Source organism: Pseudomonas sp. RGB (genome assembly GCF_007713445.1).
In the GTDB taxonomy this organism is placed as follows: Bacteria; Pseudomonadota; Gammaproteobacteria; order Pseudomonadales; family Pseudomonadaceae; genus Aquipseudomonas.
On record NZ_VMSH01000010.1, the window covers coordinates 105,838 to 121,024 of the forward strand.

Below are 15,187 nucleotides of genomic sequence, written 5' to 3' on the forward strand. Positions count from 1 at the left end.
GGGTTAACCTGCCGGCCTTTCCTGCACAGAGTCCTTATCCCTATGCTTGAAGCAGGCACACTGCCCGCCGTTCTTGCCGGGCCGCTGTTACGGCGGCTGGAGCCTCGCCGCCTGGTGTTGTGGCTGGTGGCAAGCCGTGAACTGTCGCCGACCTTGAGGCTGCACGTTGCCGAACAGAGCCGGGATATCCGCCTGGATCAGGGCCAGTGCCAAGTCGTGCCGGTGGGGCGCCACGCCTTCATCCACCTGATCGACGTGGCGCTGGACGACGCCCTGCCGTTGGACGTGCTCATCGGCTATGACCTGCTGATCGACAACCTGGGCATCGCCGAATGGGCGCCGCACCTGCTGTATGCCGACGCCCGGCAGCCGAACTTCGTACTGCACAGCCGTATCCACCAGTTGGTGCACGGTTCCTGCCGCAAACCGCACCACCGAGCCGACGACGGCTTGCTGTGCGTCGACCGCCTGCTGGCCGAGGCACACACGCCGACCGAACGCCCGGCGTTGCTGATGATGAGCGGTGACCAGATCTACGCCGACGATGTCGCCGGCCCGATGCTGCGCGCGATTCATGCGCTGATCGCGCGACTGGAACTGTTTGACGAATACCTGGAAGGTGCGGTGGTGACTGACAGCGCCAGCCTCTACGGGCATCGCGCCAGCTATTACCATCGCGCCGAACTGCTCCCGGCGCTGGACAGCAACGAGACCCTGCGCGAGCGGTTTTTTGGTGGCGTAAAGAAGCCGATTTTCACCAGCAGCACGGCCGACAATCACCTGGTGAGCTTTGCCGAGGTGATCGCGATGTACCTGCTGGCCTGGTCGCCCACGCCCTGGCAGTTGATCACACCACACCCCCCGCAACTGAGCGTCGAGAAACAGCAGCGTTATGTCCGCGAGCAGGTGCCTATTGATCAGTTCCGACAAGGGTTGCCGGGCGCCGCACGGGTCTTGGCTCATCTGTCGACGCTGATGATCTTCGACGATCACGACATCACCGACGACTGGAACCTCAGTGCCCAATGGGAAGAAACCGCCTACGGCCACCCGTTCTCCAGGCGCATTATCGGCAATGCCCTGCTCGCCTACCTGCTGTGCCAGGGTTGGGGCAACCAGCCGGATGTGTTCGCTGAGCTGCTGAGCCAAACCCAGGCACTGGCCACCCAGGTTAAAGGCAACCACCTGGACGCCGGCCTGCAAGATGACCTGCTGGCGGCGCTGCTGAAATTCCAGCACTGGCATTACGTACTGCCCACCACACCGGCCCTGGTGGTGCTCGACACCCGTACCCGCCGCTGGCGCAGCGAGTTCACCCTCAAGCAGCCCTCTGGCCTGCTGGATTGGGAAGCCTTGAGTGAGCTGCAACAGGAACTGCTGGACCACCCCTGCGCCATCATCGTCTCGCCCGCGCCGGTCTTTGGCGTCAAGCTGATCGAAACCGTGCAGAAGGTGTTCAGTTGGTGTGGCTACCCGCTGCTGGTAGACGCCGAAAACTGGATGGCCCATCGCGGCGCCGCCCAGGTAATCCTCAACATCTTCCGCCACTCGCGCACGCCGGGTAACTACGTGATCCTCTCGGGCGACGTGCATTACTCGTTCGTCTACCAAGTGCTGATCCGCCACCGCAACGGCGGGCCGAGCATCTGGCAGATCACCAGCAGCGGCATCAAGAACGAGTTCCCCCCACGCCTGCTGGAATGGTTCGACCGCCTGAACCGCTGGCTCTATTCACCGCGCTCACCGCTCAACTGGTTCACGCGCCGCCGTACCATGCAGGTAGTGCCCCATATTCCGGAACATGCCGAAGCGGGCGAACGGCTGTGGAATTCGGCAGGCATTGGCCAAGTGTTTTTCAACGACCACGGCCAACCGGAGGCGATTTACCAGCACAACGCCGATGGAAAGCCTCGGACGAGGATGCTGGCGCCGGAGTAAGTTTTCTTACACATGCAAAACCAAGCTCGCACTCACTCTGCGGAAAATTCATAACTAACTGTTTTTGCTGTAATTTTCTGCAAAGCTTCGACATCCATCGCTCACAAAAAAACTGCCAGGCTCTGACCGCTCTTCGCGAAAAGCTTCATCAATCGCCGATTGCCGTATGAACCTATTTTGGTGCACTCTTGTGAACGGCTTACCTCTCATGTTGAGCGTCGCGTTTTTCCGAACGCAGGCTGGCAACGAGCCCGTGCGTGAATGGCTGCTGGAACTGCCAAGGGAGTCACGCAGACTCATAGGCATTGACATCAAAGCAGTCCAGATTGGATGGCCGCTGGGAATGCCGCTGGTTCGAAAGCTGGAGCACAGCCTTTGGGAAATACGAAGTGACCTCAATGAGAACATTGCACGGGTCATTTTTACGTTAGTTGACCGCGAAATTGTGTTGCTGCACGGCTTTATCAAAAAGAGCCAGAAAACGACGTCAGTGGACCTGAACACCGCGAGGCGTCGTAAAAGCAAGCTTTGAGGGACCACCATGAATAAACATATCGGCTCCAACTTCGATGATTTTCTAAGTGACGATGGGCTCATAGAAGAAGTGTCCGCTGCCGCATTGAAGCGTGTTATCGCCTGGCAGTTGGCGCAAGCAATGAAGGCGCAGAAAGTCAGCAAGAAAGCGCTGGCAGAACGTATGCACACCAGCCGCACTGCTGTGGATCGGGCGCTGGATCAAAACGATGCAGGCATGACTCTGGCAACCCTGGCAAGTGCCGCAAGAGCTTTGGGCCAGCGGGTAGAAGTGCGGCTTTTACCGAACGCCAATACATGACCGGTGATGACGTGAAAACCGGTCCACCTAAATCCAGCATAGGTGGCTCATAGCCATACATCTAAAGCAGTACACCCGCCCTATTCAAACCGCGCAAGTCCCGATGTACAGTAGCGCCAGCCACGGAGTATCGGCGTCAACGAAGACTGGCCTTACAAACCAGCACACGCAGGGAAGCGCAAAGATGGGCGATAACTCCGGCAATAAACCGCTGCGCAATGACTTTTCCGAACTCAACGCCGACATGTTGCACGCCGTCATGGAACTGGTCAGCGACGGCATCTGGGACTGGAACGCCAATACCGGCTTCGTCTACCGCAACCCCGGTTGGTACGAGATGCTGGGTTACCCCCGCCACTCCCTGGAAAACACTGTGTTCACCTGGGAGAACGTGATCCACGCCGAGGATTACCCGCGCGTGATGGCCGTGTTTGATGACTACATCAACCAGCGCGCCCCCCATTACCAGGCCGAGTACCGCTGCCGAAAAGAAGACGGCAGCTACCTGTGGATCGAAGACCGGGGCTACGTCATTGCACGTAACCCTGACGGCTCGGTAGCCCGCATGGTCGGCGCCCACCGCGATATTCACACCCGCAAGAACTCCATCGAACAGCTGCAAAAGCGTAACCAATCGCTGGAGGCTCTGGTGGCCGAACGCACCCGTGAATTGTCTCGGGTCAATCAGCAACTGCAATTGCAGCTGGATGAGAACCGCTCCCTGGCCGAACAGGACGCCCTGACGCGTATCGCCAACCGTTATCGCCTGGAAAAAGTACTGCTGGAGGAGTGTGAGCGTGCCGAGCGCTTCCGCGTGCCACTGGCATTGGTGGCCATGGATATCGATGACTTCAAGCCGATCAATGACCAACACGGCCACGGCGTCGGCGACAAGACCCTGATTCGGGTGGTGGAAAACCTGGAAGCCTGTGTGCGTCCCGGTGATTTGCTCGCGCGCTGGGGCGGTGACGAATTTATGGTGGTGCTGCCCAAAAGCACCCTCGATTCGGCCAGGCAACTGGCCGAAAGCGTGCGGCAGAAGATCACCGAAATACCCGCCGTGGGTGATTTCAAAGTGACCCTGAGCCTGGGTGTGGTCGAACGTCGTATGGGTGAGGACCCTGCCGCCTTGATGGCACGCGCCGATCAAGCGCTGTATCGGTCCAAGGCGGCGGGAAAGGACGTGGTGTCGGAGTAAATACGGCGACCCCACTGGTTTGGCGTGATCAGCGCACTGGCGGCGCGTACTGGATGCCGCCGTTGCTCCACAAGGCATTGAGCCCACGCTTGATCTTCAACACGCTGCCCTGGCCGATATTGCGCTCGAACACTTCGTCATAGTTGCCCACTTGCTTGACGATCTGCACCACCCAGTCCTTGCGCAGTTTCAAGTCTTTGCCGTAATCGCCGTCGGCACCCAGCAGCCGCGCTACGTCGGGGTTCTTGCTGGATTTGGCCTGCGCTTCGACGTTCTGCGAGGTGATGCCCATTTCCTCGGCATTGAGCATGGCGAACAGCGTCCATTTGACGATGCTGAACCACTCGTCATCACCCTTGCGCACCAGCGGCCCGAGTGGCTCCTTGGAGATCACTTGCGGCAGCACCACAAACTCATCCGGGTGAGCCATCTTGATGCGCTGCGCGTACAAGCCCGACTGGTCAGTGGTCAGCACATCGCAGCGCCCGGCTTCGAGGCCCTTGGCGCTTTCGTCGGCGGTATCGAAGGTGATTGGCGTGTACTTCATGCCGTTGGTGCGAAAGTAATCCGAGACATTGAGTTCGGTGGTCGTGCCGGCCTGGATGCAGATGGTTGCGCCGTCGAGTTGCTTGGCGCCGGTCACCCCCAGCTTGTTGTTGACCAGAAAGCCGATGCCGTCGTAATAGGTGACGCCGGTGAACACCAGGCCCATGCCCGAATCACGCGAACTGGTCCAGGTGGTGTTGCGTGAGATCAGGTCGATTTCGCCGGACTGCAGCGCGGTAAAACGCTCTTTGGCCGTCAACTGGCTGAACTTCACTTTTGAGGCGTCGCCGAACACCGCCGCGGCGACGGCGTGACACACGTCTACATCGATGCCGGTCATTTTGCCGGTGGCGTCCGGCACGCCGAAGCCCGGCAAACCGTCACTGACGCCGCACTGGATAAAGCCTTTTTTCTGGATTGCGTCGAGGGTCACGCCGGCGTGGGCACTGCCCGCCAGGCCCACGACCGCAGCAGCGGTGAGGGCGGCCAAGGTGGTCTTGAGGTTGTTCATGCGAGGCACTCCCTGTCGATCTTTATTATTCGGCGCCGCACAGCCCGCGCCGGTTTATAGTGTGGCCGCGCAGTATCGACGGCTTTACGCCCCTGTCACAAACGACCTTTAGGCAAAGGCTCCTTCCGATTTGGAATGAACTGCATGATCTCTAAACGCTTGACCCCTTCGATGACCGCTCTGCAGTGCTTCGAAGCCGCCGCCCGCCACCTGAGTTTCACCCGCGCCGCCCAAGAGCTGCACCTGACCCAAAGTGCCGTGAGCAAGCAGGTCGCGCAGCTCGAAGAGATGCTCTGCCACAACCTGTTCGAGCGCGTGCGCCAGCGTCTCTACCTGTCGCCAGCGGGCTCGCTGTACCTCGCCGAGGTCCACAAGATTTTGACTCAGGTGGACATTTCCAGCCGGTACATCCTCACCTACGGCGGCGAGACCGAAGTGCTGCGCATCGCCACCCAGCCGACCTTCGGCGACCGCTGGCTGGTGCCCAAGCTCAAGGATTTTGCGGCCAGACATCCGAACATCCACCTGGATGTGCGCAACGAGCTGGAGCCCTTCGACGTGTTGCAGGCCAAGGCCGATATTGCGTTTTTCTTCGGCCAGGGCTCCTGGCCGGGGGCGACGTGCATCGAGCTGTTTCACGAGGCCGTGGTGCCGGTCTGTGCGCCGGGGTTTGTCGCCGAGGGCAGCGATGCCTCCTCGCGCCACACCTTGCTGCAATGCACGTCACGCCCGCAAGCCTGGCATGAGTGGTTTCTGGAACAAGGCCTGCATTCGCAGAACAGCTATCACGGGCCGCGTTTCGACACGTTCTACATGTGCATTCGCGCGGCGCAGTCGGGCTACGGCGTGGCGTTGGTGCCGCAGTACCTGGTGGCCGAAGAGTTGGCCAATGGCAGCCTGATGACGCCTTGGGATTACACGATGCCCAGCGCCGGCGCGCACTTTATCGCGCACGCCGAACACGCCGGCGAGATCCCCAAGGTAAAAGCATTCTTGAACTGGATGGTGGACTACTTAAAAGCACATCCCGACTTTTAATAATGACCCGGCGACTTTATTTCGTTTGCGGCAAGGCCGGGCGCGCGGCTTAGATAAAAAGACGCCCGCCATTGCCGAGTCCGAGATTCATGAGCCGCGAAACCATCAGCCAGTCGATTTCTATCGTTCACCCCATCAGCCTCAGCCACGGCAAAAACGCCGAGGTCTGGGACACCACGGGCAAGCGCTACATCGATTTTGTCGGCGGCATCGGCGTGCTCAACCTCGGGCATTGCCACCCCGGCGTGGTCGAGGCGATTCGGGAGCAGGCCACCAAACTGACCCACTACGCGTTCAACGCCGCACCTCACGCGCCCTACATCGAACTGATGGACCGTCTTACCGCGTTTATGCCGGTGGATTACCCGGTGAGCGGCATGCTCACCAACAGCGGTGCGGAAGCGGCGGAAAACGCATTGAAGATTGTGCGCGGCGCCACCGGCCGCACGGCGGTGATCGCGTTCGACGGTGCCTTTCACGGCCGTACCCTGGCCACGCTCAACCTCAATGGCAAGGTAGCGCCCTACAAGCAAAAGGTCGGCGTATTGCCTGGGCCGGTGTACCACCTGCCCTACCCCAGCGCTGATAACGGCGTGAGTTGTGCCGAAGCACTCAAGGCCATGGACCGCCTGTTCAGCGTGGAAATCGACGTTGAGGACGTGGCCTGTTTCATCATCGAACCCGTGCAGGGCGAAGGCGGTTTCCTGGCCCTGGACGTCGAATTCGCCCAGGCCTTGCGACGTTTCTGTGATGAGAAAAACATCCTGCTGATTGCCGACGAAATCCAGTCCGGCTTCGGGCGCACCGGCCAGCGCTTCGCCTTCTCGCACCTTGGAATTGAACCGGACTTGATCCTGCTCGGCAAAAGCATCGCCGGCGGCGTGCCATTGGGCGCGGTGGTCGGGCGCAAAGCCTTGCTCGACACCTTGCCCAAAGGTGGCCTGGGCGGCACCTACTCCGGCAACCCGATTGCGTGCGCGGCCGCTTTGGCCACGCTGGACGCGATGACGGACGCACACCTGAAAACCTGGGGTTCACACCAGGCCGAAGCCATCGTCAGCCGTTATGAACAATGGCGTGCGCAAGGTGTGCCCTATCTGGGCCGCCTGACCGGCGTCGGTGCCATGCGCGGCATCGAGCTGGCCAATGCCGACGGCACGCCCGCGTCCAGGCAACTGACCCAACTGCTGAGCCTGGCGCGGGACGCGGGGCTGCTGCTGATGCCCAGCGGCAAGTCGCGACACATCATCCGCCTGCTGGCACCGCTGACCACCGAGCCTGCGGTGCTGGAGGAAGGCCTGGATATTCTCGAGGCCTGTCTCAAGCAGCTGACTTAGTAGCGCGCGTCGGCGGGCTTGCCGCCGTTGGGCCAGTCTTTGACCTTGTCCGGGAAATCCGGGCGCGGTTGGCCGGAGAAATACGCCGCAACGTTGTTCTTCGCGGTGAAGTACTACTTCAGCTACCAGCAGGTGGCGCATCCGCTGTTTTTGAGCACGCCAGCGATGCTGGTGGCGGTGGGCGGTGTGTCGGGATTTACCGTTGGTCTGTTCCGTGGACGCGCCCTGCGGCTGCAGCGGGCGCTGACGGCGTTGCGCCGCGACAAGGGCATTGTGCTGCCTTGACCTGATCACCCTCCCCGCTGAAAATGCGCGACGCTTTTTTGTCCCGTTTACTGAAGTAGTGAAATTTCAATGTCCGATTCTTACACCGAACACTCTACCGAAGAATCCGTAACAGCCCTGCAGTCCAAAGCTGAATACGAAAACGCCATCAATCTTTCACAGCATGTGCCTGCGGCCAAGATCATCAGCGAGATGGTGCTGGACGCATTCCACACTTCCAAAGAAAGCGACCAGATCCGTGAATTGCGCGTGGCCATCCGCCAGGCCCACGACGCCTTCGACGACGACAAGGCCTACGACCTGATGGGCCAGCTCAAGCAACTCAAGGACGCCGAGGCCGCCGACAACATCGCCCTGGAGGACCTCAGCAGCAAGTTCTCGATCAGCCGCATTCTGTCCAGTTTCAAGGACGATCCCGAGTTCCAGGAACTGGTCTATGGCCTGGCCCTGAAGGTGCTGAACCAGTCTCACCAGGCCATCAGCAACCCCAGCGCCGGCAAGAGCAAGGCAGCACGCGCGAAGAAGGAAGCCGAAGTGTTTGTGATCAGCAAGGATGGCATCAGCGTCACCCTGCCACTGCGTACACCTCGCTCCAAGCTGAACGTTGACCGTGAGGCGCTGGAGTTCCTGGGCTTTACGTTCGTGGGTGAAGGCAACGAGGCGGAACTGGAAACTGAAACCTTTGTGGACAACAGCGGCGTAGAGCAGCCGGTCACGCGCAAAAGCATCGTGACCGCGCTGCAACAACAAAGCGCCTTTGACGGTTACGCCATCACTGCGCAATAAGTGCGCGCAGGGTCACCAGGGCCTGCTCAACCTGGGCCTGGGTGACATGCCGGCCCACCGAGGCGCGCACGAAATGCGTCGCGCCGAGGTCCTTCAACAGCAGCGGTGTATGAGCGGCAGTGCCCGCCCACAGGTTGAGCCCCAGCTCGCGGGCCTGGCTGACAAACGCCTTGGCCGACAGGTTGTGCGGCACGAACGAGACAATCCCGGTCTGCTGGAACTGATCGCACAGCAGCGTCAACTGCGGCAGGCGCCGTAGCTCCTGCGCCAGCAGCGTGTAGGGCTCGGTGCTCACCTTTGCTGCGACCTGCGTGTATTCACTCAACGCGGTGTGCAACCCCACCAACGCTGAAAAGCTTTTTTCTGCAATTTCCAGCACCCGAGCCCCGGACACCTCGATCCGGTTGACCTGGCCATCCGTGCTGGCCGCGTGCAAGTCAGCGAAATTCAACGACAACTGGCTGAGCAGGCGTGGCGACACGTAGGCGATCCCACTGCCGCGTGGCCCACAGAGAAACTTGCGGCCCGCGCCGGTCAGCAAATCACAATGGATATCCCGCACGTCCAGCGGCAGCTGCCCCAGCGACTGGCACGCATCCACCACATACAGCGTGTTCGTCTCTTTAAGCAGCGCGCCCAGGGCTTCCACCGGGTTGATCACGCCGCAGCACGACGGCAAGTGCGACACGCTGACCAGGAACACATCGTCGTCCAGATGACGTCGCACCCATTCCAGGTCCAGCGGGCTGGTGGCGGTGGTCGGGATCACTTCAACGCGAATATCGCGCGACAGCTTGAGGTAGTTGAAAAAGATCAGGTTCGCGGCGTACTCCGAGGTCGACACCCACACGCGCTTGCCACGGGGAAATTTCAGTTTGCCGAGGATGCTGGTCCAGGCTTCGGTGGCACTGCTGAAAAAACCGATGTCCGCAGGCTGTGCATTCAAGAGCCCGGCTGCCGCCCGATACAGGTCGACGTTGAGCAACTCGTCGTAGGCCAGTTCGGTCTCATAACTGCCCATCTGGGCTTCGATGGCCGTGAAGCGCTGGATCGCGTTCAGGGTGGCCGATGACATCAGGCCGGCACCGGCAGTGTTCAAATGCACGATATTCATTTCACGCTTCCTTGTTCCACAAAAGTGTCGAGCTTTTCATCACGCCCACCGCCACCGCGAACAGCAGCAATACGGTGCCGGCCAGCAGCCACGGCGAAGGCAAGGACGGCTGGGACACCAACATGAACGCCAGCGACGGGGTGATCATGACCCCGATGTTGACGCCCGCCGAGTAGTAACCGAGGTTGCGGTCCACGGTATGGCGACTGGAAATACTGCTGACGTAGTGGGTGATGCCGGGAAACACGATCATTTCGCCCAGGCTCCAGAGCACAGTGGCCACCAGCAGCAACGCGCCGATGTGACTGAACCCCATCAGGAAAAACCCCACGCCGGCCACCAGGAAACCGGCCACCAACGAGCGGCTGCTCGACAGGTGCGACATGCGTTGGTTGATCGGCACCTCGAACAGAATCACCAACAATGCATTGATAAAGAAAATGATGCCGACGTAGTAAGCCGGCAACTCGGTGTAATTGATGATGTAGGCCGACAGGAACGTCGGCGGCAACGCGTAGGCGATGTGCACCGGCAATGCCGCCAACAGGATCACCAGCAACCGCGACCGCTCATGCGGCGCGCGCTCCGGCAACCCATTGCCCTTGCCGGCGAGCGTGGTCACCGGCGCCACCGGAACCGCGCGTCCAAACCGCAGGCAAGCGACGAACGAGACCAACGACAACGCCGCGTTGAGGTAGAACACCGCGTCGGCGTTGCTGAGGAAAATCAGACTGCCCAACAGTGGCCCGATGGCCATGCCGATGTTGATGGCCAGTCGGTTGCAGGAGAACGCCACTTTGCGCGTCTCACTGCTGCTGTGGGTGACGGTTTCGGAGAACGTCGCCGGCGTGAACGCCTCATAACAGGCGCCCCACAGAAACGACAACACAAACAGCGCGGCCGTGTTTTCCACTGAAGGAATGATCAGCAACAGCACGGCATTGAGCAGCAACGAACCGAGGATCACCCGGTTGGCGGAAAACCGCTTGATCACCGCGCCGATGATCAAGTCCACAAACAGCGCACCCGCGCCGTACACCCCGACCAGCAAGCCAGCCGTGCCCGCCGACACGGCGTGCTGATGAATCAGGTACGCCGCATAGAAAGGGAACGCCATGGTGCCCATGCGGAACACCAGGGTAATCAGGAACAGCGACTGCAACCGACCGTTGAGCCCGCGTAACGCGCGATAGGTGCCCATCATCAGCGGATCACGTAAACGTTGTCTTTGTACTGGCGGATCTGCTCATAGTCCTTGTCGATATCGCGCTGGTTTTCCGACACCAGGAACACGCGCAGCGGGCTGCTGAGCAGGTCCACGGTCTTTTTCATCAACTTGCCAGCCTTGTATTTGACACTCAGTTTATGCACCGAGGGCAATGCCTCGATCAGGTGGATGGCGGCGTCATTGAAGCCGGTGACCTCACCTTGCAAGGTGGTATCGGTATTGATCACACAGGCTTCCTTGAGCTTGTGGTAACGCTTGCCGGCATAACCGGCTTTGAACGCCTCACCGTCGCAGTACGCCAGGTAGGTGAGCTGCGCCTGGTTGCCGCCCAGGCTGATGTCATGGAACCTGGGTTCCATGTTGCCATTCAAGCGTGCGCCTACTTCCACCAGCGCAGGGCCGGCCTCGGTGAGGATCACTTCCGAGTGGGCTGGGCCGTTGTTGATTCCCAGCGCCTTGAGCACTTGCACGATGTAGTCCACCAGCACGTTGGCCTCGGCGCTGTCCGGAGCAATCAGCACGTCGCGGTCGTAGATGTTCTTGCCACCGCTGATCTCGCGCTTCACATAGCGCCAGATACCGCAGACATAGGTCTGCCCGTCACGGCTGACGGTGTCGACGATGTACTCCGGGCCCTTGAGGTAGGACTGACAAAGAATTTCGGTATTGGCCAGGCCGAAGATATCCAGGTTGGACACCACTTCCTCGCAAGCGCGTTTCACGTCGTCGACGTTGTGGCAGATCGACACGCCGTCGGTTGAGGCCGAGCTCAGCGGTTTGATTACGCAAGGGAACACTTGGCCGTCCTGCACCCAGGCCAGCAGCTCGGCAGGGTCGGCGGACTTGATCTGCCGCGCGGTCAGCAGGCCGGCGGCCGCCACTTTGCTGATCATCTCGAACTTGTCGCGACGTGCCCGGGAACCGGAACTGCCGTTGGAAGACGGCAGTTGCAGCTGTTCGCTCAAGTAGTCCGCGAACGGCACGCCGGGTTCCTGGCCGGCGATCACGGCAATCACGTTGAATTCACGCAGGCGACGCACGACGTCTTCGGGGTTGCCGTTGAAAATCAGGTTGTGCTCGAACTCCGAAAGGTTCGGCCCCAGCATGCTCGGCATCAGTTCCGGCGTGCTCTGCACATGGATCAGGCCGATGCCCGCCTCATGGAAGAACTGCGGCAGGAAGTTACCGCTCGAATAGACATCGACCAACGCGACGTACTGCTTCATGAGAATGTCCTTTTCAGTAGTGATTGGCGGTTTCGGAAGGCCGTGGCGAGGCCACGTCATCCAGCGCCAGAAAAATATTCTGTGGGAACTCGGCCACGCGGTGCAGCAGGTGCAGGTACCAGTTGGTGCCGTAGACCGCTGAAACACGCGTCTTGACCTGACCTTGGTCCTTGACCGCCTTGATCAGCTCGGGGCGCACGCCGTGCAGCATCTCCAGCTCGCCTCGGCTGGCAATCCCACTGGCGAGAATCTCCTTCACCAGCAACGGGTCTTGGGTGGCGAACGCGTAGTTCGTGCTGGCGCCGTTGATGCGGTCCAACAGCCCCAGGTAACGCTCGTTCAGTTGCGCACCGCGCGGCAAGGCAATAGCAGCAGGCTCAGCATAGACGCCCTTGACCAGACGCACTTTGCAGCCCGTTGCGAGGACTTCCCCCAGGTCATCGGGTGTACGGTTCAACTGCGCCTGCAGGGTGATACCCAAGTTGGCAAAACGTGCACTCAGGTGCATGAAGATATCCAGGATCGAGTCGGTCCACTGGGACCGCTCCATGCTGAGGATCACACCGACCTCCTTGTCGGCTGCATGGGCAAGGATCTTCGAGCAGTTCTCGATCGCCAGTTCACTGGAAATGATCGTGCCGACGTTGGACAGGTCAAAACCCAGCTGTGGTGGCTCGGCCAGCGTGGGGTGCAGCGCCATCAGGTCGATCAGCTTCAGGTATTCGTCGGTGGCCGTGGTCACCTCGGCCAGGGTGGTGGCCTCTTCACCAACGTATTCGACGCCGGTGCGATAGCCTTTGCCTTGCAGGGCGGCGAGCTTGTCGAGCATCTCCAGGCGGTCTTCGGAAATGATGTAGCGCAGGGCGGCCGGGCGCAGGAAGTCGCGCAGCGTGTCACTGGCCAGGAACAGGTCGCGGTACGTCTTGTTCGCCGCCAGTTTCTTCAGGGCCAGGGTCGCCAGCAGGCTGTTGTCGATGTCATTCATGGCGTTAAACCCCGTAGGCCTGGTTCAGCATCCGACGTGCGAAGCTCGAATCGTCGGTGTGGTTGGCAATCTTGTGAGCACGAAACTTGGCCGCGTAACTGAGCATGGTTTCCTTGTGGCGGCCATGGCGGTCACGGGTAAAGATCCCCGCCCACAGGTTGTCCCAACGCGCGTATTCCGGGTGCGACATCAGCAGCTCATGAGCCTTGCGCATGTTCCAGTGAGGAATGGCCGGGTGCAGGTGGTGCACGAGGTGGTAGTTGTCGTCATGGCGGCCGAAGAAGAAGTTCTCCAGGGCGTTACCCTTGCGATTGCGGGTGAGCAGCAGCTTCTCGGTCTCAGCAGCCGGCAATGGGTAATGCTCGGCCAACTCGATGATCCAGCCCACGGCCACGGCGGTGGTGAACAGCGGCACCAGCCAGAACAGCAACAGTTGCGCGACAACACCGAACCAGGCGGCGACGGCGAAGATCACCGCCCAGTAAGCCCACAGCATGATGCGTTCGTTGCGGATGGTTTTATCCGCACCCTGGGCTTTGACGCGGTCTTTGATGATGTACCGGATGTACTGCACGGTCCGGTAGCCGGACAGCGCCAGCAAAACGTTCTTGAGGAAGAACTCACGTTCACTTTGCTGGACGTCGTACAGGCCGCACTGCAGGTGGAAGGCGTAGTCAGGGTCTTTTTCCGGATCGCCCAGGTGCACGTGGTGATTCTTGATGTGCGACGTGCTGTAGGACTGATGCAGGTGGAAGATCAGGTAGCCTGAGAGAAACGTGCCGGAGACCCAATTGATCACGCGGTTCTTGGCCAGCATCTTGTGCGCTGACTCGTGCAGCACATTCGCCAGGGCGCGTTGCGTGGTGCCGATCAGAAACAGCGAAACCGGGTAGAACCAGTAGCTGATGCCCAAGGACAGGTAGATGGCAAAGGCAATGATTGCGTAATCCTTACCCAACGCGATGGCCCAGTGATAGTTATCTTTTTTGCACAGGTGCTTGAGCATTCCGAACGTTTCACGGGAAATGCCCGCGGCGTATTCGCCAGCAGGTTCTTTGTTTTTATCGACCAGCATAATCACTCCATAATTAAGCGGCACGCTGCAACACCCGTCTCATTGCTGGGCAAAGGAATTTTTTCAGGTGGTGCGGCTATTGTTTTTTTTGCCTGAGCTAGACTCATCGGCTGCAAAAAAAACTAAAGCACCGCTCGATGGCGAACAAGCTGCCCTTTTAGACAGGTAGGCTGCGACGAGGCGCACGCGTAGACTCGCCGCTGAAAAATCACCGGCGAGCGTAGCGTTTATGAGGAGGGAAGCCTGTAGATCAGGCCTTTTCGCGGATGTACCCCAGGTTCAGGGCCTTGCGAATCGCCGACTTGCCGTTGGTGACGTCCAGCTTGCTGAAGATATTCTTCATATGAAACTTGACGGTACGCGGGCTCATTGAGGTCAGGACGGCTATTTCGTTGTAGGTCTTGCCCAGGCTGGTCCAGGACAACACTTCGGTTTCTCGTGGGGTCAGTACCGTTTCCTGTATCGGCGCAGGTGCGACCGTGGTGCAGCTTTCGAGGGCCTCGTCGTAGACCGAGACCAGCAGCATCTGCAGCTCACTTTTGTTGGCCAACACCGTGTCGCGAAACTGTTGGTCTTCACCGAAGCTGCACAGGTTGAGGATCGAGTAAAAACCGCGGTTGCCATGCACGATAAAGCTCGCGCCCTCGCCCACCGGTGCACAGGGCCCAGGCACCGGCACCGCTTCTGCGGCAGGAGCGAGGATGTTTTCATCGCTCCAGAAAAAAGGTTTGACCCGCTCCTTGGACAAGGACAGCAGTTGGCCACGCTGGTAAAAATCGTCCGCCGAGTCGGAGCGGTCCAGCGCGTCGGGGTAATTGGTGATGATCTCTGCTTCATCCAGTGTCGGCCCACACTGATACACCTCGAAGTGCCCCAGGCCGCGCCGGGTCAGTTCGGCATCGAGCAATTGGCGCACATCGGCGGGCTGTATGGACATGGTGTTGCTGGATTGGCCATCGCTTCGCATGAATATCGTCCCTGATGAGTGACAACGTATGAGGCTAATGCTCTGACGGGAACGCTTCAATCCCGAAGCCTCTGGTCAGAGTCGACCCATACTGTAGGAAATATCTCTACACAAAGAC

Annotated in this window: 14 protein-coding genes and 1 pseudogene; 7 read left to right on the forward strand and 8 right to left on the reverse strand. The window is 59.8% G+C overall.

Features of this window, described 5'->3' with window-relative positions; genetic code table 11:
- Window positions 1–42: 42 nt before the first annotated feature.
- From FPT15_RS20865 to FPT15_RS20880, 4 genes are all read left to right on the forward strand, one after another.
- A complete protein-coding gene (locus FPT15_RS20865; protein ID WP_145164239.1) occupies window positions 43–1,938 on the forward strand; it encodes an alkaline phosphatase D family protein in 1,896 nt (631 codons plus the stop codon).
- 208 nt (window positions 1,939–2,146) lie between these two features.
- Window positions 2,147–2,470: a type II toxin-antitoxin system RelE/ParE family toxin gene (locus FPT15_RS20870; protein ID WP_256676502.1), complete on the forward strand. Its 324-nt coding sequence runs from the start codon at window positions 2,147–2,149 to the stop codon at window positions 2,468–2,470.
- A 9-nt stretch (window positions 2,471–2,479) separates the two neighbouring features.
- A complete protein-coding gene (locus tag FPT15_RS20875) occupies window positions 2,480–2,773 on the forward strand; it encodes an XRE family transcriptional regulator (protein ID WP_145164243.1) in 294 nt (97 codons plus the stop codon).
- A gap of 184 nt (window positions 2,774–2,957) precedes the next feature.
- Complete coding sequence (locus tag FPT15_RS20880) at window positions 2,958–3,971, forward strand: sensor domain-containing diguanylate cyclase (RefSeq protein ID WP_145164244.1); 1,014 nt, start codon at window positions 2,958–2,960, stop codon at window positions 3,969–3,971.
- 28 nt (window positions 3,972–3,999) lie between these two features.
- Here FPT15_RS20880 and FPT15_RS20885 read toward each other — a convergent pair whose 3' ends face one another.
- Window positions 4,000–5,028: an amino acid ABC transporter substrate-binding protein gene (locus FPT15_RS20885; protein WP_145164246.1), complete on the reverse strand. Its 1,029-nt coding sequence runs from the start codon at window positions 5,026–5,028 to the stop codon at window positions 4,000–4,002.
- A gap of 144 nt (window positions 5,029–5,172) precedes the next feature.
- On the opposite strand from FPT15_RS20885, the gene FPT15_RS20890 reads away from it, so the two are divergent.
- Both FPT15_RS20890 and FPT15_RS20895 read left to right on the forward strand, forming a co-directional pair.
- Window positions 5,173–6,066, forward strand: coding sequence for a LysR substrate-binding domain-containing protein (locus FPT15_RS20890; protein ID WP_145164248.1), 894 nt, complete (start codon window positions 5,173–5,175; stop codon window positions 6,064–6,066).
- Window positions 6,067–6,155: 89 nt separating this feature from the next.
- Window positions 6,156–7,403, forward strand: a complete 1,248-nt coding sequence (locus FPT15_RS20895) for an aspartate aminotransferase family protein (RefSeq protein WP_145164250.1) — start codon at window positions 6,156–6,158, stop codon at window positions 7,401–7,403.
- On the opposite strand, the pseudogene FPT15_RS30420 reads toward FPT15_RS20895, so the two are convergent.
- Window positions 7,400–7,498, reverse strand: a pseudogene (locus FPT15_RS30420) (hypothetical protein); the annotation flags it as partial. The gene FPT15_RS20895 and the pseudogene FPT15_RS30420 overlap by 4 nt on opposite strands.
- A gap of 259 nt (window positions 7,499–7,757) precedes the next feature.
- Between FPT15_RS30420 and FPT15_RS20905 the strand changes: the two are divergent.
- Complete coding sequence (locus tag FPT15_RS20905) at window positions 7,758–8,474, forward strand: hypothetical protein (RefSeq protein WP_145164252.1); 717 nt, start codon at window positions 7,758–7,760, stop codon at window positions 8,472–8,474.
- Here FPT15_RS20905 and FPT15_RS20910 read toward each other — a convergent pair.
- From FPT15_RS20910 to FPT15_RS20935, 6 genes are all read right to left on the reverse strand, one after another.
- The gene (locus FPT15_RS20910) at window positions 8,461–9,588 is read right to left on the reverse strand and encodes an aminotransferase class V-fold PLP-dependent enzyme (protein WP_145164253.1); all 1,128 of its coding nucleotides are present in this window, start codon (window positions 9,586–9,588) and stop codon (window positions 8,461–8,463) included. The two genes, FPT15_RS20905 and FPT15_RS20910, sit on opposite strands and share 14 nt — an antisense overlap.
- Window position 9,589: 1 nt before the next feature.
- Window positions 9,590–10,792 (reverse strand): MFS transporter, encoded by a 1,203-nt coding sequence (locus tag FPT15_RS20915; RefSeq protein ID WP_145164255.1) that lies wholly within the window; start codon window positions 10,790–10,792, stop codon window positions 9,590–9,592.
- Window positions 10,792–12,042, reverse strand: a complete 1,251-nt coding sequence (locus FPT15_RS20920) for an ATP-grasp domain-containing protein (protein WP_145164257.1) — start codon at window positions 12,040–12,042, stop codon at window positions 10,792–10,794. The genes FPT15_RS20915 and FPT15_RS20920 overlap by 1 nt, the downstream gene beginning before the upstream one ends.
- A gap of 13 nt (window positions 12,043–12,055) precedes the next feature.
- Window positions 12,056–13,027, reverse strand: coding sequence for a proline dehydrogenase family protein (locus FPT15_RS20925; protein ID WP_145164259.1), 972 nt, complete (start codon window positions 13,025–13,027; stop codon window positions 12,056–12,058).
- Window positions 13,028–13,031: 4 nt separating this feature from the next.
- Window positions 13,032–14,102: a fatty acid desaturase family protein gene (locus FPT15_RS20930; RefSeq protein ID WP_119736768.1), complete on the reverse strand. Its 1,071-nt coding sequence runs from the start codon at window positions 14,100–14,102 to the stop codon at window positions 13,032–13,034.
- A gap of 250 nt (window positions 14,103–14,352) precedes the next feature.
- Entirely contained in the window at window positions 14,353–15,069 is a 717-nt protein-coding gene (locus FPT15_RS20935; protein ID WP_145164262.1) for a LuxR family transcriptional regulator, read from the reverse strand.
- Window positions 15,070–15,187: the final 118 nt, after the last annotated feature.